A 20,129-nucleotide genomic window follows, 5' to 3' on the forward strand; every position below is an offset into this window, starting at 1 on the left:
GCAGTTAATCGCGCAAGTTGTTATGAAAGTGTAAGCGGTAGACGAAAAAGCAAGTTCCGATGTTGCGCGGATCATTAATTCGAATCTCGTCAATGAGTGGCGGGAAATATTTTTCCAGGAATAATCAATGAAGATGGCGAAGGCCCCAGCCACCGCTCCCTTATTCAAGGCATTGGGTGACTATAAAAGTATCCTGATCAGCGTCGGCTGCTTTACCGCGCTGATTAACGTGCTGATGCTGGTGCCCTCCATCTATATGCTCCAGGTCTATGACCGGGTGCTGTCGTCGCAGAACGAAACGACCCTGGCGATGCTGTCGTTGATGGTGGTCGGCTTCTTTGCCTTCATCGGCATGCTGGAAGTGATCCGCAGCTTTATCGTGATCCGCATCGGCAGTCAGTTGGAGCGCCGCTTCAACCTGCGTGTTTACCAGGCGGCGTTCGAACGCAACCTGTTCAAGGGCGAGGGCAACGCCGGGCAGTCGCTGGGCGACCTCACGCACATTCGCCAATTCGTTACCGGGCCTGCGCTGTTCGCGTTTTTCGATGCGCCGTGGTTTCCGGTCTACCTGTTTGTGATTTACCTGTTCAACGTCTGGCTCGGCGTGCTCGCCACCGCCGGCGCACTGTTGCTGATCGGGCTGGCCTGCCTCAACGAATACATGACCAAAAAACCGCTGGGCGAAGCCGCCGGTTATTCGCAGAAGTCCAGTCAGTTGGCCACCAGTCATCTACACAATGCCGAAACCATTCAGGCGATGGGCATGCTCGGCTCCCTGCGCAAGCGCTGGTTCCAGGTGCACTCGCGCTTCCTCGGCCTGCAGAATCAGGCCAGCGACACCGGTGCGGTGATCAGCTCTGTGAGTAAAACCCTGCGCCTGTGCCTGCAATCGTTGGTCTTGGGCCTGGGCGCATTGCTGGTGATCAAGGGTGATATGACCGCCGGGATGATGATCGCCGGTTCGATTTTGATGGGGCGTGTCCTGAGCCCGATCGATCAGTTGATTGCCGTGTGGAAGCAGTGGAGCGGGGCGAAGCTGGCTTACCGTCGTCTCGATGCGCTGCTGCAAGCGTTCCCGCCCAGCGACGACGCCATGGCGCTGCCGCCGCCGAAAGGCCAGATCACTTTCGAACAGGTCAGCGCCGGCCCACCGGGGCAACGCGCGGCAACCCTGCACATGGTCAATTTCAATCTGAATGCCGGCGAGGTACTGGGCGTGCTCGGCGCTTCCGGCTCCGGCAAATCGACGCTGGCCCGCGTACTGGTGGGTGTCTGGCCAACCCTCGGCGGCACCGTGCGCCTCGATGGCGCGGACATTCATCGCTGGAATCGCGACCAGCTCGGCCCCTACATCGGCTATCTGCCGCAAGACATCGAACTGTTCAGCGGCAGCATCGCCGAGAACATTGCCCGTTTCAGCGAGGCCGATCCGCAGAAAGTCGTCGCCGCGGCGCAACAGGCTGGCGTGCACGAAATGATCCTGCGTCTGCCGCAAGGCTACGACACGCAACTGGGCGAGGACGGCAGCGGCTTGTCCGGCGGCCAGAAACAGCGCGTGGCACTGGCGCGTTCAATGTATGGCACGCCAAGTCTGGTGGTGCTGGATGAGCCGAACTCCAACCTCGACACCGTTGGCGAAGCGGCATTGGCCAGCGCCATCGCAGCGCTCAAAGCCCAAGGCACCACGGTGGTGCTGGTGACGCACCGTTCTTCGGTGTTGGCGCAGGCTGACAAGCTATTGGTCCTCAATGACGGTCGTTTGCAGGCGTTTGGTCCAAGCCAGGACGTGCTCAAGGCACTTTCCGGCCAGCAAGAGCAACAACGGGAGAAAGCTGCACAGGCACCGGGCGGGCTCAGCATGAGTCGCCAGTATCAGCCCTCGACAAGGAATTCGGGTGTATGAGCAGCGCAAGCATGAACACGGAAAACGAAGCGAGCATGGAACACGCCTACATCACTGAGCGCCCGGAACGCGATGCAAAGTTCTTCGCGCGCATGGGCTGGATTCTGGCGATCGTCGGCGCCGGCAGTTTCTTCACCTGGGCGGCACTGGCGCCGCTGGATCAAGGCATTCCGGTGCAAGGCACGGTCGTGGTCTCGGGCAAGCGCAAAGCCGTGCAGTCGATGAGCAGCGGCGTGGTCAGCCGGATTCTGGTGCGCGAAGGCGAAATCGTGAAGCAGGGCCAGCCGCTGTTCCGCCTCGATCAAACGCAAGTCGCCGCCGACGTCCAGTCGCTGCAAGCGCAATACCGCATGGCCTGGGCCAGCCTCGCGCGCTGGCAAGCCGAGCGCGACAACCTCAAGCAAGTGACCTTTCCGGCCGAGTTGAGCAATGACCCGGATCCACGTCTGGCACTGGTACTGGAAGGTCAGCGGCAACTGTTCAGCAGCCGCCGCGAGGCGTACTACCGCGAGCAGGCCGGACTGCGTGCAAGCATCGAAGGCGCCACCGCGCAACTGGCCGGCATGCGCCGCGCCCGTACCGATCTCAATGCTCAGGCCGACTCGCTGCAACAGCAGTTGAGCAATCTGCAACCGCTCGCCGACAACGGCTACATCCCGCGCAACCGCTTGATGGAATACCAGCGTCAACTGTCGCAAGTGCAGCAGCAACTGGCGGAAAACACCGGTGAAAGCGGCCGGGTCGAGCAGGGCATCCTCGAGTCGCGGCTGAAGCTGCAACAGCACGCCGAGGAATACCAGAAGGAAGTCCGCACGCAACTGGCCGACGCGCAGCTGAAAAGCGTGACCCTGTCGGAGCAACTGACTTCCGCCGGTTTCGACCTGCAGCACAGCGAAATCATCGCCACCGCCGACGGCGTCGCGGTCAACCTCGGCGTGCACACCGAAGGTGCCGTGGTGCGTCAGGGTGAAACGTTGCTGGAGATCGTCCCGCAAGGCACCACGCTGGAAGTGGAAGGGCACTTGCCGATCAACCTGATCGACAAGGTCGGCGCGCATTTGCCGGTGGACATTCTGTTTACCGCGTTCAACCAGAGCAAAACCCCGCGTGTACCGGGTGAAGTCAGCCTGATTTCCGCCGACCAGATGGTCGATGAGAAAACCGGCGTGCCATATTACGTCCTGCGCAGCAGCGTCAGCGATCAGGCCATGGAGAAACTCAACGGTCTGGTGATCAAGCCCGGCATGCCGGCAGAAATGTTCGTGCGCACCGGCGAACGTTCACTCCTCAACTATCTGTTCAAACCGCTGCTCGACCGGGCCGGCTCCGCGTTGACCGAGGAATAAGGATGTTCGGCTGTATGAATAAGCTTTCCATGCTTGCGGCGGCAATGCTGCTGCTCGCGAGTCACTCAGCAGTGGCGGCCATGGGGCCGTTCGAGATCTACGAACAGGCGTTGCGCAATGACCCGGTATTCCTCGGGGCGATCAAGGAGCGTGATGCGGGCCTGGAAAACCGCGCCATTGGCCGCGCCGGCCTGCTGCCGCGCATCGGTTACACCTACAACAAGGGCCGCAACACGTCGAAAGCCACTTCTCTGGATGAGCGCGCGCGTAACCGTACCGATGATCGCAACTACAGCAGTTACGGTTCGGCCCTGACCCTGCAACAGCCACTGCTCGACTACGAGGCGTATGCCGCGTATCGCAAGGGTGTCGCGCAGTCGCTGTTTGCCGATGAAAACTTTCGTGGCAAGAGCCAGGAACTGTTGGTTCGCGTGCTGGATAACTACACCAAGGCGCTGTTCGCGCAGGACCAGATCGACATCGCGCAGGCGAAGAAGAAGGCCTACGAGCAGCAGTTCCAGCAGAACGAGCACATGTTCAAGCAAGGCGAGGGCACGCGTACCGACATTCTCGAGGCTGAGTCGCGCTATGAACTGGCGACCGCCGAGGAGATCGAGGCGCGTAACGAGCAAGATGCGGCGCTGCGTGAACTCGGCGCTCTGGTGGGCACGCCAGCGGTGGACATTGGCGATCTGGCGCCGCTCGATCAGAACTTCCAGACCTTCGCGCTGATGCCTGCCAATTACGACACCTGGCACGAAATGGCGGTGAGCAATAACCCCAATCTGGCCTCGCAGCGCCAGGCCGTGGAAGTTGCGCGTTATGAAGTGGAACGCAATCGCGCCGGGCATCTGCCGAAAATCAATGCCTACGCCTCGATGCGCCAGAACGAATCGGAAAGCGGCAACACCTACAACCAGCGCTACGAAACCAACACCATTGGTTTTGAGGTTAGCGTGCCGTTGTATGCCGGTGGCGGTGTTTCGGCGTCGACACGTCAGGCCAGCCGCACCATGGAACAGGCGGAATACGAACTGGACGGCAAGACGCGTGAGACGCTGATTGAACTGCGGCGGCAGTTCAGTGCCTGCCTGTCCGGGGTGAGCAAACTGCGCGCTTATCAGAAAGCGCTGAGCTCGGCGGAAGCGCTGGTGGTGTCGACAAAGCAGAGCATTCTGGGTGGCGAACGGACCAACCTCGATGCGTTGAACGCCGAGCAGCAACTGTTCACCACCCGCCGCGATCTGGCGCAGGCGCGGTACGACTATTTGATGGCCTGGACCAAGTTGCATTACTACGCCGGGACCTTGAACGAGCAGGATCTGGCGCGGGTGGATGAGGCGTTTGGTGTTGCTCATCGTTGATGTGCATGCCTTTAGACCGCCCCCTCACCCTAACCCTCTCCCGGAGGGAGAGGGGACTGATCCGGGGATATTGCAGAAGTACACCGACCTGAACGAGCGGTACCGAATCCAAGATCGACTGAGATTTTTCAGTTCGATAAATAACGCAAGACACCCCGGTCAGCTCCCTCTCCTCGGGGAGAGGGCTGGGGTGAGGGGATGATCGACGCGGTTTTTCAGGTCGATGAATAACGCAAGACACCTCGGTCAGCTCTCTCTCCTGAGGGAGAGGGCTGGGGTGAGGGGATGATCGACGCGGTTTTTCAGGTCGATGAATAACGCAAGACACCTCGGTCGGCTCCCTCTCCTCGGGGAGAGGGCTGGGGTGAGGGGAACAGGCAACACCGCAGAAGAACCTGCATAAAACAATAAAAGTGAGTGGTGAACATGGACGTACGCATCAAGCCGATTTCGGTCGGCACCCTGCTGCTTGTGATTTCTACAACCCAGGCGCAGGCCCAATACCTCGAAACCGGCCAACCCGGTGATCCTGCCAGTTGGCGCAGCGCCGAATTCCTCCGCGACTGGGGTTTGAGCCGCATGCAGGCCGAGCAAGCCTACGCCGCCGGCATCACCGGCCAAGGCGTGAAAATCGGCGCGCTCGATTCCGGTTTCGATGCCGCCCACCCGGAATTCGCCAGCGATCGTTATCACCCGGTCACGGCCAGCGGCAGCTACATCGACGGCTCACTGTTCGACGTCAATGGCACCCTCAATCCCAACAACGACTCGCACGGCACCCACGTGGTCGGCACCATGGGTGCCTCGCGCGATGGCGCCGGCACGCACGGCGTGGCGTATAACGCGCAGATCTACGTCGGCAACACCAACAAGAACGACAGTTTCCTGTTTGGCCCCAACCCCGATCCGCGCTATTTCAAAGCGGTGTATGACGCGCTCGCCGATGCCGGCGTGCGCGCGATCAACAACAGTTGGGGCAGCCAGCCGCCGGATGTCAGCTACCGCACCCTGGCCGATCTGCACGCCGCGTACGCCCAGCACTGGAACAAAGGCACGTGGCTCGACGCGGCAGCCGATGTTTCCCGGCGCGGCGTGATCAACGTGTTCAGCGCCGGCAACAGCGGTTATCCGAATGCCAGCGTGCGTTCCGCGTTGCCCTATTTTCAGCCTGATCTGGAAGGCCACTGGCTGGCGGTGTCGGGCCTCGATCAAAGCAATCAGCAGAAGTACAACCAGTGCGGCCTCGCCAAATACTGGTGCATCACCACGCCGGGGGCGAAGATCGACAGCACGGTTCCCGGTGGCGGTTACGCAATCAAGTCCGGCACCTCGATGTCTGCGCCGCATGCGACCGGCGCGCTGGCGCTGGTGATGGAACGCTACCCGTACATGAACAATCAGCAGGCGCTCGAAGTGCTACTGACCACCGCGACGCAACTGGATGGTTCGGTTACCGATGCGCCGACCGAACGGGTCGGTTGGGGCGTGGCCAATCTGAATCGGGCGATGCGCGGGCCGGGGCAGTTGCTCGGTGCGTTCGACGCCAGTCTGGGCGCCGGGCAGCGCGATGTCTGGAGCAATGACATCTCTGACAAGGCGCTGATTCAGCGCCAGAGTGAAGACCTCGCCGAGCACAGTGCCTGGCAGCAAACCCTGCAAGACAAGGGCTGGCAGAACGGTGTTGCGCCTGGCGCGAGCCAACAGGATCAGACCGACTACGCAGTCGGCAGCGCTCGCGATGCAGCCGCGGCGAATCGTGTGTATCAGGGCAGCCTGATCAAGTCTGGCGGCGGGCACTTGATGCTCACTGGCGACAACACGTATCGCGGTGCGACCACGGTCAATGGTGGCTTGCTCACGGTCAATGGCTCCCTGACCTCAAGCGTGACGGTGAACGACAGCGGCACCCTCGGTGGTTCCGGTCGGATCGGCGCGTTGACCGCCAACAGCGGCGCTCGCGTGGCGCCGGGCAACTCGATCGGCACTTTGAACGTGGCCGGTGATGTGACCTTCGCGCCAGGTTCAACTTACGCCGTTGAACTGTCGCCAACCCGCAGCGACCGCATTGTTGCCGGCGGCAGCGCCAACATCAGCGGCGCCACCGTCAGTCTGTCGCTGGAAAACAGCCCGACGCTGCTCAGCACCAGCGAAGCGCAAAGCCTGCTCGGTCGCCAGTACGACATCCTGCAGGCGGCCGGTGGCGTTCAGGGCCAGTTTGGTGCCGTGCTACCGAATTACCTGTTTATCGGCGGCAGCCTCGATTACGCCGCCAACGGCATTCAACTCGATATCGAACGTAACGCGACAACCTTCGCCAGCGTCGGGCAAACGCCCAACCAGCGCTCGGTGGCCGTTGCCGTCGACGGTCTGGGCGCCGGCAACGCGGTGTATGAAAGCCTGTTGCTCTCGCCAACAGCCGCTTCGGCGCAACAAGCGTTCCAGCAGTTGAGTGGCGAAATCTACCCGGCGTTGAGTTCGATGCTGATCAATGACAGCCGCCAGTTGCGCGACGCGGTGGGTGAGCGTCTGCACGATACAAACGCGACGCAAAGCAATGGCTGGATCAAAGCCCTCGGCGCGTGGGGCACGACCGATTCGAGCCACGACACGGCCGGCTACAGCACCTCGATTGGCGGCCTGCTGGCCGGCGTTGACGGCGCACTGGACGAGCAGACCCGTATCGGTCTGGTCAGCGGTTACAGCGACAGCTCATTGAGCATGGGTTCGGGTACGCATTCCTCGGCCAAGGTCGACAGCTATCACCTGGGCGCGTACGCCGGTCGTGAAATCGGCGCGTGGCGCTTGAGCACCGGTGCGGCCTATAGCTGGCATCGCGCCGATGTGAAGCGCGATCTGCAATACGGCAACGTCAGTGGCAAACAGAAAGCCAAGGTCGACGCGGCGACCACGCAAGTGTTCGGCGAGGCGGCTTACCGCTTGCACCTGCAACCGCTGGCGCTGGAACCGTTCGCCAACCTTGCCTACGTGCATCTGGACACGGAAGGTTTGACCGAGAAGGGCGACGCGGCGGCCCTGAAAAGCTCGGGCGATCAGCGTGACGCGGTGCTGAGCACCCTCGGCGTGCGGGCGATCAAGACCTTCAGTCTTTCGACGCAACAATCACTCGACGTGAGCGGCCACCTCGGCTGGCAGCACAGCCTCAGCGATATCGATTCCGAGCAGCATCTGCGCTTTGCCAGCGGCGGCACGCCGTACGCGGTGGAGAGTTCCGCAATGGTGCGTGATGCCGCGCTGGTTGGCGTGCAGGCCAGCCTCGCGCTGAGCCGGGATGTCCGGGTCAACCTTGATTACAACGGACAACTGGCCAGTCGCGAAAAGCTGCATGGCGTTGGCCTGAGTCTGAACTGGCAGTTTTAATCGCTACAACCTGATCGTTCCCACGCTCTGCGTGGGAATGCCTCCAGGGACGCTCTGCGTCCAGTGACGCGGAGCGTCACGGGCTGCATTCCCACGCGGAGCGTGGGAACGATCATTGCTCTGGGTGGGAACGATCAGGATTTTTTCGCAACATCACTAAGGAAGGTCGCTGGATGAATAACAACAATACCCCCGCGCAAACGGGTGGCCGCTTTGCCCTGAAAACCCTCACGCTCGCCGTGCTCTGTGCGATCGGCACAGTTCATGCGGCGCCCTACGTGGAGAACGGTCGCACGGGCGATCCATCGAGTTGGCGCAGTGCCGAGTTTCAGGCCGATTGGGGCCTGGGCGCGATCGGTGCCGATTACGCCTACGCCGCCGGGTACACCGGCAAAGGCGTGAAACTGGGGATCTTTGACCAGCCGGTGTATGCCGCGCACCCGGAGTTTTCCGGCAGCAATAAAGTCGTCACTTTGGTCACCAGCGGGATCCGCGAATACACCGACCCGTACATCCCGGTCAAAGCCGGCGATGCGTTCCGCTATGACGGTTCGCCCTCGGTCGGTTCCGACGGCAAACTCGGCGCCCACGGCACCCACGTCGGCGGCATCGCCGCCGGCAGCCGCGACGGCGGGCCGATGCACGGCGTGGCGTTCGGTGCGCAGATCATCAGCGCCGACAACGGCGACCCGGGCCCGGAAGACGGCATCGTTCGTGGCAACGACGGCGCGGTCTACAAGGCCGGTTGGGACGCCCTGATCGCCAGCGGCGCGCGGATCATCAACAACAGTTGGGGCATCGGTATCACTGACCGTTTCGACCTCGGCGGCCGCGATCCGGCGTACCCGCATTTCACCGTCAATGACGCGCAGTTGCAGTTCAACGAGATCCGCACACTGCTCGGCACCAAACCCGGCGGTGCCTACGATGGCGCGATTGCCGCCGCGCGCAGCGGCATCGTGACGATCTTCGCCGCCGGCAACGACTACAACCTGAACAACCCGGACGCCATCGCCGGCCTCGGCTATTTCGTTCCCGACATCGCGCCGAACTGGATCACCGTCGCCGCGTTGCAGAAGAACCCGGACCTGGCCAGCGCCAACCCGTACATCATGAGTACGTTCTCTTCGCGTTGTGGCTACACCGCGAGTTTCTGCGTCTCGGCGCCGGGCACGAAGATCTTCAGTTCGATCATCGAAGGCACCAACGCCGACAACCTGACCACCGGCTACAAAAATTACAACGGCACCTCAATGGCCGCGCCACACGTGGCCGGTTCCATGGCGGTGTTGATGGAACGCTTCCCGTACATGAGCGGTGATCAAGTCGCCACGGTCTTGCGTACTACGGCCACCGACCTCGGCGCGCCGGGCATCGACGCCTTGTACGGCTGGGGCATGATCAACCTGCGCAAGGGCATCGACGGCCCTTCGATGTTCGTCACCGAGCAGGACATCCCGGCCGAATTCCGCATCGACGGCGCGTATGGCTCCGGCCAGTTTGTCGCGGATCTGCCGGGCATCGGCGCGATCATCGATCAAGGCAAACCGACCGAGCGCGTGTGCACCGACATCACCTGCGGCCTCGACACCTGGCGCAACGACATTTCCGGCCACGGCGGTCTGACCAAGCAAGGCCTCGGTACGCTGGTGCTGACCGGCAACAACAGTTACAGCGGTCCGACCCTGGTCAATCAGGGGCGTCTGGCCATCAATGGTTCGCTGGCCTCTGCGGTCACCGTCAATGACGGCGGCATTCTCGGCGGTAACGGCCACATTGGCGCGCTGTCGGTGAAAAGCGGCGGTACGGTGGCGCCGGGTAACTCCATCGGCACCCTGAACGTGGCCGGGGACGTGACGTTCGCGCCGGGTTCGACCTACGCCGTAGAACTGTCGCCAACCAGCAGCGATCAGATCATCGCCACTGGCAAAGCGGTCATTGAAGGCGCCACGGTGAGCATGTCACTGGAAAACAGCCCGACACTGCTGACCACCAACGAGGTGCAGAGCCTGCTCGGCACGCGCTACAACATCCTACAGGCGGCGGGCGGCATTGAAGGGCGCTTCGGTCAGGTGTTGCCGGATTACGCCTTTCTCGGCGGCACGCTGGCGTACTCGGCCGATGGCATCCAGTTGGCGGTCGGGCGTAACGACGCCTCGTTCGCCAGCGTCGGTCTGACGCCAAACCAGCGTGCCGTCGGTGCGGCGGCTGAACGTCTGGGCGCGGGCAATGCGCTGTTCGAAACGCTGTTGCTGTCGCCGAATGCGGCGTCGGCGCAGCAAGCCTTCCAGCAACTGTCCGGCGAAATCCATCCGGCCATTGGCACGATGCTGATCAACGACAGCCGTTACCTGCGCGAAGCCGTGGGCGAGCGTCTGCGTGAGCGTGACCTGTTCAACGCCGGCGCACCGACTGACGATCGCAGCAACGCCTGGGTCAAGGTGCTGGGTTCGTGGGGCAAGAGCGATGGCGGGCATGACAATGCCGACTCCAACAGCTCTATCGGAGGCTTGCTGGCCGGTGTCGATGGCTTGATCGCTGAAGATACCCGTCTGGGTTTCGTGACCGGTTACAGCGACAGCTCGTTGAGCATGGGCAGCGGCACGCATTCGTCGGCGTCGGTCGACAGCTACCACTTGGGTGCGTACCTGGGGCATCAGATCGATGCGCTGCGTCTGACCGTCGGCGGCGCCTATAGCTGGCACCGTGTCGACGTCAAACGTGACCTGCAGTTCGGGGACGTGAGCGGTAAACAAAAGACCAAGCACGATGCCGCAACCACTCAAGTGTTCACCGAGGCCGCTTATGATCTGGGCCTGCAACCGATGAATCTGGAGCCGTTCGCCAATCTGTCCTATGTGCACCTGAACACCGAGAGCTTCAGCGAAAAAGGTGACGCGGCAGCGCTGAAGGGCGGTGAGGACAATCGCGATGTGGTGCTGTCGACCCTCGGCGTGCGCGCCAAACGCAGTTTCGTCTTGTCGGATCAGCATCAACTGGAGCTGGGCGCGAGCCTCGGCTGGCAGCACAACCTGAGCAGTGTCGATGCTGACAGCCATCTGGCCTTTGCCAACGGCAACAGCGCGTTCACCGTGCAGAGTGTGTCGATGGATCGCGACGCCGCGGTGGTCGGTGTGCGTGCGGGTCTGGCGCTCAATCGCGATGTGCGAGTGAACCTGGATTACAACGGGCTGATCGGTAACAACGAGAAAGACCACGGTGTGGGTCTGACCCTCGACTGGCAGTTCTAAAGAGTACTGGCAGTTCTAAGGCGCGCTGGCAGCTCTGCAAGGAGCTGCCAGACATTTGATGGAAGAGAGAGCACAACATGGGACTGTTCGATTATAAAAATGCCGATGGCAAAGCGTTGTACAGCGACGCCATCGCACTGACGCTGTATGCCTACACGCCGACCGGCAAGCCTCTGCCGGCCACCGCTTGGGCGCCGCTCACGGCCACCGCGCTGGGTTATCAGGGCAAGGTCGGGCCGCAGGGCACGTTCTTCGGCGAGAAGGATGGTTTCACCAGCGCTGAGGCCGAAGTACTCGGCAAATACGACGCCGCCGGCAAACTGATCGGCATCGGCGTGGCCTTTCGTGGCACTGGCGGGCTGGGTTACAGCGACACCTTCGGCGACCTGAAAAACAACCTGCTGGCCGCCATCGGGCCGTCGGATTACGCGAGCAACTACGCGAAAAACGCCTTCGACAATTTGCTCAAGGCTGTCGCGGCATTCGCCATTGCCAACGGCATCGCCGCCAAGGACGTCCTGCTCAGTGGCCACAGCCTCGGCGGGCTCGGGGTCAACAGCGTCGCCGAGCTGAGCGCAAGCAACTGGGGCGGCTTTTTCAAGGACGCCAACTACATCACCTTCGCCTCGCCAACCCAGAGCAGCACCGGCAATAACGTGCTGAACATCGGCTTCGAGAATGACCCGGTGTTCCGTGTGCTCGACGGCACCACGTTCAGCACAGCCTCAATGGGCAAGCACGACAAGCCCCACGATTCGACGACCGACAACATCGTCAACTTCAACGATAACTACGCCTCCACCGCGCAGAACCTGGTGCCGTTCAGCATCATCAACCCACTGAACTGGTCGGCCCACAGCTCGCTGGGGTATGCCGATGGCCTGAATCGGGTCATCGACTCGACGTTCTATAACCTGACGCATAAAGACTCGACGATCATTGTTTCCAACCTGGAAGAGGCTTCTCGAGGCAAGACCTGGGTCGAGGATCTGGGCCGTAGCGGCGAGCCGCACACCGGCAGCACGTTCATTATCGGCACTCAGAGCAACGACTGGCTCAAGGGTGGCGCGGGCAACGACTTCCTTGAAGGTCTGGGCGGCGATGACCGTTTCCGTGATGACGGCGGCTACAACATTCTGCTCGGTGGCCAGGGCCACAACACCTTCGAACTGCAGAAACCGCTGCAAAACTTCAGCTTCGCCAACGACGGTGACGGCACGCTGTATGTGCGCGATGCCTACGGCGGTATCAGCATGACCCGCGACATCGGCGCCTTGGTGAGCAAGGAGTCGGGTTCGTGGTGGGGCAGCAAGGAAATCACCTGGGGCGTTACGGCCAAGGGCTTGACCAATGGCAATGAGCTGACCCAGTACAACCATTCGCTCAACGGCGATGGCTACGGCAATGCGCTGCACGCCACGGCTGACGGTGACTGGTTGTTCGGCCTCGGTGGCGACGACAAGCTGATCAGCGACAAGGGCCATGTGACCTTCGTCGGTGGCGCCGGCAATGATGTGATGACCGCCGTGGGTGGTAACAACACGTTCCTGTTCAGCGGCGCGTTCGGTTTCGATGCCATCAACGGTTATCAGGGCAGCGACAAACTGGTGTTCATGGGCGTCGAAGGCGCGGGGCAGGGCTACGACTACAGGCAGCACGCGTCGCAGACCGGCAACGACACCGTGCTGAAGATTGGCGACTATGCCGTGACCCTGATCGGGGTGGGAGTGGCTAACCTGTCGGACTCGGCGTTCGTGTTCGCCTAAGCAACGACTCCCCCTGTAGGAGCTGCCGAAGGCTGCGATCTTTTGATTTTGTTTTTTAAGGTCAAAAGATCGCAGCCTCGTTTCACTCGACAGCTCCTACAAAGGGTGATGTGCAAGTAGTACTGAAATGCTCCGGGGCGTCCCCGTGGGGCGCCCTGGCTGTGAGCTATCTCTAACAATTCCAACAAGAGAGAGGCAATGGCAATGGGTGTGTATGACTACAAGAACTTCGGCACAGCCGATTCCAAGGCGTTGTTCAGCGATGCCATGGCGATCACGCTGTATTCCTACCACAACCTCGACAACGGTTTCGCCACGGGGTATCAGCACAACGGTTTCGGCCTCGGCCTGCCCGCCACGCTGGTCACGGCGCTGCTCGGCGGCACCGATTCGCAAGGGGTGATCCCCGGTATTGCGTGGAACCCCGACTCGGAAAAACTCGCCCTCGACGCGGTAAAAAAGGCCGGATGGACGCCCATCACCGCCGCGCAATTGGGCTACGACGGCAAGACCGATGCCCGCGGCACCTTCTTCGGCGAGAAGGCCGGTTACACCACCGCGCAAGTGGAAATCCTCGGCAAGTACGACGCCCAGGGCCATCTCACGGAACTGGGCATTGCCTTTCGCGGCACCAGCGGTCCGCGGGAAAACCTGATCCTCGACTCCATCGGCGACGTGATCAACGACCTGCTCGCCGCCTTCGGTCCCAAGGACTACGCGAAGAATTACGTCGGTGAAGCCTTCGGCAATCTGCTCAATGATGTGGTGGCGTTTGCCAGGGCCAACGGCCTCAGCGGCAAGGACGTGCTGGTCAGCGGCCACAGCCTCGGCGGCCTGGCGGTCAACAGCATGGCGGATCTGAGTGGCGGCAAGTGGGGTGGCTTCTTTGCCGATTCCAACTACATCGCCTACGCCTCGCCAACCCAAAGCGGTACCGACAAAGTGCTCAACGTCGGCTACGAAAACGACCCGGTGTTCCGCGCCCTCGACGGCTCGGCCTTCACCGGCGCCTCCGTCGGCGTGCACGATGCGCCCAAGGTATCGGCCACCGACAATATCGTCAGCTTCAACGATCACTACGCCTCGACCGCGTGGAATCTGCTGCCGTACTCGATCCTTAATATTCCCACGTGGATCTCGCACCTGCCGACCGCGTATGGCGACGGCATGAACCGGGTCATCGACTCAAAATTCTACGACCTCACCAGCCGCGACTCGACGATAATTGTCGCCAACCTGTCCGACCCGGCGCGGGCTAACACTTGGGTGCAGGACCTCAACCGCAACGCTGAAACCCACAAGGGCAGCACGTTCATCATCGGCAGCGACGCCAACGACCTGATCCAGGGCGGCAACGGCAACGACTATCTGGAAGGTCGCGCCGGCAATGACACTTTCCGCGACAGCGGCGGCTACAACGTCATCCTGGGCGGGCAGGGCAGCAACACCCTCGACCTGCAAAGCGCGGTGAAGAACTTCGACTTCGCCAACGACGGCGCCGGCAATCTGTACGTGCGCGATGCCAACGGCGGGATCAGCATTACCCGCGACATCGGCAGCATCATTAGCAAAGAACCGGGGTTTCTCTGGGGCCTGTTCAAGGATGATGTGACCCACAGCGTCACGGCCAGCGGCTTGAAGGTCGGCAACAACGTCACGGCGTACGAGTCCAGTGTCAAAGGCACCAACAGCGCTGACACGCTGAAGGCGCATGCCGGTGGCGACTGGTTGTTCGGGCTGGATGGCAACGATCACCTGATCGGCGGCTCGGGTAATGACGTGTTTGTCGGCGGCGCCGGTAACGACCTGATGGAGTCGGGGGGCGGGGCGGACACGTTCCTGTTCAATGGTGCGTTCGGGCAGGACCGGGTGGTCGGGTTTACCGCCAACGACAAACTGGTGTTTCTCGGTGTGCAGGGTGTGTTGCCGGCGGAAGACTTCCGTGCCCATGCCGCCACTGTCGGCCAGGATACGGTGCTGACGTTTGGCAACGATTCGGTGACGTTGGTCGGGGTATCGCTGAACACTCTGAGTGCTGACGGTATTGTGATCGCCTGAGGTTGATGGGGTGCCGGTAAGGGCCCTTTCGCGAGCAAGCTCGCTCCCACAGGGATTTGTGAACGACACAGATCCACTGTGGGAGCGAGCTTGCTCGCGAAGAACGATAACGCGGTATCAAAAGTGACTCGGCAACCACTCTCTGACTCAAACCCCTGCGAAAACAGGAAATGCGGCCTAAAGCCAGCACGTGCGCACACGTTCTATTGCTAGCCGCCATTGAGTACAGGAGATTCAAACGTGAAAGGTTTCAAGGGGTATGTCGGGTTCGTCGCACTGGCGCTGTGTTCGGCCAATGCTTGTGCCGATCTGCCTCAAAGCTCGATTCTGAGCCGTTACGGCATCACCACCGATCAATTGCCGAGCCCGCCGAAAACCGACGCGGTCGAACCGGTTGAAGAAAAGAGCCGCTTTCAGATTCAGCCCGAACAACCGTTCGTGACCCTGCGCCTGGGTGACGGTAAACAGCCGCAAATCACCGGCAATCTGAGCATTGATCGCATGGCGCAACAGGATCTGGAACGCTGCCGGCGCTTGCAGGGTGAAGTGGTCAAGCGGGGCGGCACGTACATGCCCTGCGACGGCAGCCTTCCGGGCCTGCCGGCCTTCGAATAGCACGAAACTGCCCTGATACTGATCGTTCCCACGCAGAGCGTGGGAACGAGCGAAACCTAGTCTTCTTCGCGCACGGTCGCTACTTCATCAGCGCGGACCTTCACCTTGGCCCCGGAAATATCTTCGAACTCATAGAAACCGTCCTTGGTTTTGGTCTTCGGCATGTCCTTGGTCAGATACTGCGTGCCGTTCTGCAGAGTCACCACTGTCGGGGTCGAGCAACCGGCCAGTGCCAGCGCGGCAACGACGGCGAAAGGGATGCCCAGTGATTTGATTTTCATACCCACCTCTAAATCCTCATTCGATGTGATGCCGAGCATTGTCGGCCCTCTAACGCGGTTGGTGCCATCCCCGGGGGAAAAGTTCGATGGCCCGGCAAAAAAATGCCATTGATCATTTTCCGTTTGCGCCGGGCAGGGCACAGCTGGTATCTGTACGCATAACCAGTACTCGTTTGCCATGGCCCAGAATTTCCGTGACTGCCAATCCCCTCGACGACCCGTTCTATTACCTCAACAACTTCCGGCAAGTGCTTGATTGGCTTGAGCTTCGCTATGCCGACGTGATGAGCGAAACGGAGCACGCGTTCATCCGCGACTTCAAGGCCTTGCCCCGTGCGTCGCAGGGTTTGCTGGTGCGGATGGTCATGCGCAAGGGCGTGCACTTTCGTGCAGGCAAACTCAATTACGCTGAAATCGGTGACATCGCCGAGGCCGCGCAACCCTTGCTGGACCATGGCTGGATCGATGAACACGCGCCGCTGACCCTCGCCGAGTTGTTCGACGTGTTGCTCAAAGCCGAGCTTGTGCAAGCCTTCGGCGCCGCCATCGAACAGCCCAAGGGGCGCAAGGATGACTGGCTGCCGCTGCTGCTCGAGCAGTTCAACGAACCGCGCAGCCTGCGCGACTGGGCGCCAATGCTCGATGATCGATTGTTCAGCCTGACCATCATGGACCTGTGCGACCGCTTGCGTCTGATGTTCTTCGGCAACCTCTATCAGGACTGGTCGGAATTCGTTCTCGCCGACCTTGGCATCTTCACCTATGAAAAAGTCGAGTTCTGCGCAGACTCGCGAGGCCTGCGCAGCCGCGAAGACGTCGACGCCTGCCTGTTCCTGCACGATTGCCAATTACGCTTCGAAGCCGGCGAGCCGCTGCAAACCATCGTCGCGCAAGTCAATTCGCTGCACTTCGACAACCCGTGGCTGCAACGTCGGCGCGGCAAGGTACTGTTCCAGATCGGCCAGTATTGCGAACGCCTCGGTGAGTTTGCCCTGGCCCTGAGCATTTACCGCGACTGCACCTATCCCGGCGCCCGGTTGCGCATGATTCGCGTGCTGGAGCGCAGCGGCGAATACCCGTTGGCGCTGGAACTTGCCACGCTGGCAGAACAGGCACCGGAAAGCGCCGCCGAGCAACAGGGCCTACAGCGGATTCTGCCAAGAGTACGGCGCAAACTCGGCGGCCCGCCGCTCAAACGTGCAGCGGCCAGACCGGTCAAGCGTCTGGACCTGCAATTGCCCCGCAGCGATCCCGCGTTGTCCGTGGAGTTTTACGTGCAGGCGCATCTGCACGATGACGATGGCCCGGTGCATTACGTGGAGAACAGCCTGATCAACTCGCTGTTCGGCCTGTTGTGCTGGCCGGCGATTTTCGCGCCATTGCCCGGCGCGTTCTTTCACCCTTTCCAGCGTGGCCCGGTGGACCTGCTCAACGAAGACTTTCAGCAACGCCGCGCCGAGCTGTTTCAGGCGTGCCTGAGCGAACTCGACGACGGTCGCTATGCTGCGACCATTCGCCAGCGATTCGTCGACAAATGGGGCATCCAGTCGCCGTTCGTGTTCTGGGGCGCGGTGAATGAACAATTGCTCGAACAGGCGTTGGCCTGTCTGCCGGCCGAACACCTCAAGCACTGGTTCAACCGTTTGCTGCTCGACATCAAGGCCAACCGCGCCGGCATGCCTGACCTGATCCAGTTCTGGCCGCAGCACAAAACCTACCGGATGATCGAGGTCAAAGGCCCCGGCGATCGCCTGCAGGACAACCAACTGCGCTGGCTGGAGTTCTGCCACCAACACCAGATGCCGGTGGCCGTGTGTTACGTGCAATGGGCGGAGCAAAGCGCTTGAGCTATAGCATTGCCGTGCGCGCACTGTGCGAGTTCACCGCCAAGACCGGCGACCTCGACCTGCGCTTCACACCGTCACCCACGGCGCTGGAAGGCATCGCCGGCCACCGCACCGTGGCCTCACGGCGCAGCGAAAAGTATCAAAGTGAAGTCGCGCTGGAAGGCGAGTTCCGGCAATTGAAGGTCAAGGGCAGGGCGGACGGCTACGACCCGGCGCAAACCTGCCTGGAAGAAGTTAAAACCTACCGTGGCGATTTGAGCAAACAACCGGCAAATCACCGCCAGTTGCACTGGGCACAGGCGAAGATCTACGGCTGGTTGATGTGCCGCAAACTCGAACTTGAACAGATCAATCTGGCGCTGGTGTATTTCGATATCGTCAGCGAGAAAGAGACCTGTCTGGTCGAAGCCTTCAGCGCCAACACACTCAAGGCCTTTTTCGAGCAGCAATGCACGCTGTTCCTGCAATGGGCTGAGCAGGAAATGGCCCACCGTGAGGCGCGCAATCTCGCCGCACAACAATTGGCGTTTCCCCATGCCGATTTTCGTCCCGGTCAGCGGCATCTGGCCGAGTCGGTGTTCAAGGCCGTCAGCACCGGGCGCTGTCTGATGGCCCAGGCGCCGACCGGCATCGGCAAAACCCTTGGCACGCTGTTCCCGATGCTCAAAGCGCTGGCGCCGCAGCAACTGGACAAGGTGTTCTTCCTCACCGCCAAGACACCGGGACGCAAGCTGGCGCTGGATGCCAGCCAGGTGTTGTTCGAGCAGTCGCCAGCCTTGCCCTTGCGGGTGCTGGAAATGGTCGCCCGGGACAAGGCCTGCGAACACCCGGACAAAGCCTGCCACGGTGAATCCTGTCCGCTGGCGCAAGGCTTTTATGATCGCCTGCCAGCCGCGCGTGAGGCAGCCAGTCGAATCCGCTTGCTCGATCAGGCGGCCATGCGCGAGGTCGCCGCGCAGCACGCGGTGTGCCCGTATTACCTCAGCCAGGAGATGGCGCGTTGGGTGGACGTGGTGATCGCCGACTACAACTATTACTTCGACTTCAGCGCTCTGTTGTTCGGGCTTGCCCAGCTCAACCAATGGAAAGTCGCGGTGCTGGCGGACGAGGCGCACAACCTCGTCGAGCGCGGCCGGCAGATGTACAGCGCCAGTCTTGATCAATTCACCCTGGGCAGCGTGCGCAAAACCGCGCCCCCGGCGCTGAAAAACGTCCTGCAACGGATCAACCGTGAATGGAATGCGCTGCACGCGCCGCAATTGGCGGCGTATCAGGCGTACGACAAGGCGCCGGAAAAACTCCTGCAAGCGATCTCGTTGTGTTGCGCGGCCATTGGCGATTACCTCAATGACCACCCGCAGGGGCTCGACAGCGCCTTGCAGAACTTTTATTTTGAGCTGCTGCAATTCGGCCGGGTGGCCGAGCTGTACGACGCGCATTACCTGTTCGACATCAGCAAGCGTGATCTCGACCGTAAAAAGCCGCTGTCGCAGTTGTGTCTGCGCAATGTGGTGCCGGCCGCATTCATCGGCCCGCGCCTGAAAGCGGCGCGCAGCAGCGTGCTGTTTTCCGCGACCCTAAGTCCGCGTCACTATTACGCCGATTTGCTCGGCACGCCCGCCGACACCGTGTGGATCGACGTCGAGTCGCCGTTTTGCGCCGAGCAGTTACAGGTGCAGATCGTCAGCCGCATCTCGACGCGCTTCAACCATAGGCAGGCCTCACTGGAACCGATCGTCGAGCTGATCGCGCGGCAGTTCAGCGAGCGCCCTGGCAACTATCTCGCGTTTTTCAGCAGCTTCGATTACCTGCAACAAGTGGCGTCTTTGCTGGCTGAGCGCTATCCGCACATCACCCTCTGGCAGCAATCGCGGGGGATGCTCGAAGGGGCGCGGCAGGCTTTTCTCGATCAGTTCACCGTACACAGCCAGGGCATCGGCTTTGCCGTCCTCGGCGGTGCGTTCGGCGAAGGCATCGATTTGCCCGGTGCGCGCCTGATCGGCGCGTTCATTGCCACACTGGGGCTGGCGCAGTTCAATCCGGTCAACGAACAACTCAAATACCGCATGGCGGCCATCTTCGGTGCCGGTTACGACTACACCTATCTGTACCCCGGCGTGCAGAAAGTGGTGCAGGCCGCCGGGCGAGTCATCCGTACCCGCGAGGATCGCGGCGTGGTGATGCTGATTGATGATCGCTTTGCCGAGAGCCGGATCAAACAACTGCTGCCGCGCTGGTGGGCAATCAATCATGAGACGGCCGCTTCCCAATTCGCCGGATTACCGCATACTTCTGCTCATGACAATGGCTGGTGAGTGTG

The 20,129-nt window shown here is 61.3% G+C and carries 11 protein-coding genes; 10 read left to right on the top strand and 1 reads right to left on the bottom strand.

What is annotated here, in order from left to right; genetic code table 11:
• Window positions 1–127: 127 nt before the first annotated feature.
• From P3G59_RS14270 to P3G59_RS14305, 8 genes are all read left to right on the top strand, one after another.
• The gene (locus P3G59_RS14270; protein WP_277762067.1) at window positions 128–1,903 is read left to right on the top strand and encodes a type I secretion system permease/ATPase; all 1,776 of its coding nucleotides are present in this window, start codon (window positions 128–130) and stop codon (window positions 1,901–1,903) included.
• Complete coding sequence (locus P3G59_RS14275) at window positions 1,900–3,249, top strand: HlyD family type I secretion periplasmic adaptor subunit (protein WP_034154169.1); 1,350 nt, start codon at window positions 1,900–1,902, stop codon at window positions 3,247–3,249. The genes P3G59_RS14270 and P3G59_RS14275 overlap by 4 nt, the downstream gene beginning before the upstream one ends.
• 2 nt (window positions 3,250–3,251) lie before the next feature.
• Complete coding sequence (locus P3G59_RS14280) at window positions 3,252–4,613, top strand: TolC family outer membrane protein (RefSeq protein WP_277762068.1); 1,362 nt, start codon at window positions 3,252–3,254, stop codon at window positions 4,611–4,613.
• Between the two features lie 426 nt (window positions 4,614–5,039).
• Complete coding sequence (locus tag P3G59_RS14285; protein ID WP_277762069.1) at window positions 5,040–7,991, top strand: autotransporter serine protease; 2,952 nt, start codon at window positions 5,040–5,042, stop codon at window positions 7,989–7,991.
• Window positions 7,992–8,164: 173 nt separating this feature from the next.
• A complete protein-coding gene (locus P3G59_RS14290) occupies window positions 8,165–11,242 on the top strand; it encodes an autotransporter serine protease (protein WP_277762070.1) in 3,078 nt (1,025 codons plus the stop codon).
• 77 nt (window positions 11,243–11,319) lie between these two features.
• Window positions 11,320–13,008 carry a polyurethanase gene (locus tag P3G59_RS14295; RefSeq protein ID WP_277762071.1) on the top strand — a complete coding sequence of 563 codons (1,689 nt, stop codon included), beginning with the start codon at window positions 11,320–11,322 and terminating at the stop codon, window positions 13,006–13,008.
• A 204-nt stretch (window positions 13,009–13,212) separates the two neighbouring features.
• Complete coding sequence (locus P3G59_RS14300) at window positions 13,213–15,066, top strand: polyurethanase (protein ID WP_277762155.1); 1,854 nt, start codon at window positions 13,213–13,215, stop codon at window positions 15,064–15,066.
• A 240-nt stretch (window positions 15,067–15,306) separates the two neighbouring features.
• Window positions 15,307–15,681, top strand: coding sequence for a hypothetical protein (locus tag P3G59_RS14305; RefSeq protein WP_277762072.1), 375 nt, complete (start codon window positions 15,307–15,309; stop codon window positions 15,679–15,681).
• Window positions 15,682–15,737: 56 nt separating this feature from the next.
• On the opposite strand, the gene P3G59_RS14310 is transcribed toward P3G59_RS14305, so the two are convergent.
• On the bottom strand, window positions 15,738–15,962 hold the full coding sequence (locus P3G59_RS14310; protein WP_077572987.1) for a YgdI/YgdR family lipoprotein: 225 nt from the start codon (window positions 15,960–15,962) through the stop codon (window positions 15,738–15,740).
• Between the two features lie 194 nt (window positions 15,963–16,156).
• Between P3G59_RS14310 and P3G59_RS14315 the strand changes: the two genes are divergently transcribed.
• The gene (locus P3G59_RS14315; RefSeq protein ID WP_277762073.1) at window positions 16,157–17,809 is read left to right on the top strand and encodes a VRR-NUC domain-containing protein; all 1,653 of its coding nucleotides are present in this window, start codon (window positions 16,157–16,159) and stop codon (window positions 17,807–17,809) included.
• A complete protein-coding gene (locus P3G59_RS14320) occupies window positions 17,806–20,124 on the top strand; it encodes an ATP-dependent DNA helicase (RefSeq protein ID WP_277762074.1) in 2,319 nt (772 codons plus the stop codon). The genes P3G59_RS14315 and P3G59_RS14320 overlap by 4 nt, the downstream gene beginning before the upstream one ends.
• Window positions 20,125–20,129: the final 5 nt, after the last annotated feature.

The sequence above is a fragment of the Pseudomonas sp. A34-9 genome, assembly GCF_029543085.1.
GTDB lineage: Bacteria > Pseudomonadota > Gammaproteobacteria > Pseudomonadales > Pseudomonadaceae > Aquipseudomonas.